Source organism: Bacillus sp. LR--39, assembly GCF_053613335.1.
In genome coordinates this window covers 1-1,403 of the sequence record NZ_JBSIOT010000158.1, presented here as the reverse complement: position 1 = coordinate 1,403, position 1,403 = coordinate 1, and the positions used below count along the sequence as shown (strand labels likewise).

At 46.6% G+C, this 1,403-nt stretch carries 1 protein-coding gene and 1 pseudogene; one reads left to right on the top strand and one right to left on the bottom strand.

The features are described 5' to 3' along the window. Positions 1 to 797, bottom strand: a 797-nt coding sequence (locus ACWHAR_RS21340; RefSeq protein ID WP_452087751.1) for a FecCD family ABC transporter permease, incomplete at its 3' end; no start/stop codon positions are given. 205 nt (positions 798 to 1,002) lie between these two features. Between ACWHAR_RS21340 and ACWHAR_RS21335 the strand changes: the two are divergent. Further along, positions 1,003 to 1,403 (top strand): annotated as a pseudogene (locus tag ACWHAR_RS21335) (iron(3+)-hydroxamate-binding protein fhuD); the annotation flags it as partial.

Sequence of the window (1,403 nt, the reverse complement as noted above, 5' to 3'; positions counted from 1 at the left end):
GCAGCTCCGGTCAGAATTACTACAATAAGCATGCCAACCAGTTTCACCGCTGATGTATATTGTCCAAGCCCTTTTGCCAGATCGTCACCGAGACTTAACACTGTCACAGACCGGGCCATGAAAAACGCGAGCGTTAAACCGACAGCCCCTGCAATAAGCAAAAGCTGGACCCCCGACCATTTCACACCCGCTACCCCGCCTGCGTACCAAAAGCTGATATCCTGAGCGACATCAAAGCGGATTGCAATAGCAGTTGAAATGCCGGTAAAGAAATAAGTAACTGCCGTACCCGCCAGAGCAAGCTTTACAGGCGTAAGTCCGCCCCTTGAAAACAAGCCTATGCCCATTACCGTCGATGCCCCCAGCCCCGCTCCCGCAAAGGACCATAGCACAAGCCCCATTGCAGAAAGTCCGGGAAAAAAGGCAAACGCAATCGAAACCGCAAACGCAGAGCCTGATGTCACACCCATAATCGAAGGCTCTGCCAATGGGTTTCTCGTCATCCCCTGCATGATTGCTCCCGACACTGCCAACAATGCGCCTACAAGCGCGGCAGCCGCCGTTCTCGGCAGCCGAAGATCATGTATAATTTGGTGAGATGTCTTTGTCGGCTTGAAATAAAAAATGGCGTCCCACACAGTGCGCAAATGAATATCCGCTGCACCGAGGGATATGGATAAAAATGCGCCAAGGCAAAGCAGGCATAGACCTGCAATAAGGACGATGACCGCGCCATATGTCCTTGGCGTCCATTGGATTTCTTCTGATGCAGTCTGTATATTTTTATGTTGACTCAACTGCCGTACTTCCTTTCTGTTACTGATAATGATTATCAATTGTTGTTTCAGTATATCACTTTTTTCAGCTGATTTAATAGAGTGTTTTGAACAAAAATGAAAATGCATTTGCAAAAATATCGTGTCAACCGGCACTTGCAGTGGTATAATCACAGATGATAATGATTCTCTTTTTCATCTATTTTTTAGAAAGAAGGTATGAGATATGACCCATATATACAAGAAACTCGGAGCCGCGTTTTTTGCCCTGTTATTGATTGCAGCGCTGGCAGCCTGCGGGAATAACTCAGAAAGCAAAGGTTCTGCCTCTGATTCAAAAGGCGCAGAAACCTTTACATACAAGGCTGAAAACGGAAATGTAAAAATCCCGAAGCATCCTAAACGGGTGGTTGTCATGGCAGACGGCTATTACGGCTACTTCAAAACACTCGGCATCAACGTTGTCGGTGCGCCTGAGAATGTATTTAAAAACCCTTACTACAAAGGAAAAACCGACGGCGTTGAAAACATCGGAGACGGCACTTCGGTTGAAAAGGTCATTGATTTGAACCCTGACCTGATTATCGTCTGGACAACACAGGGCGCTGATATTAAAAAGCTTGAAAA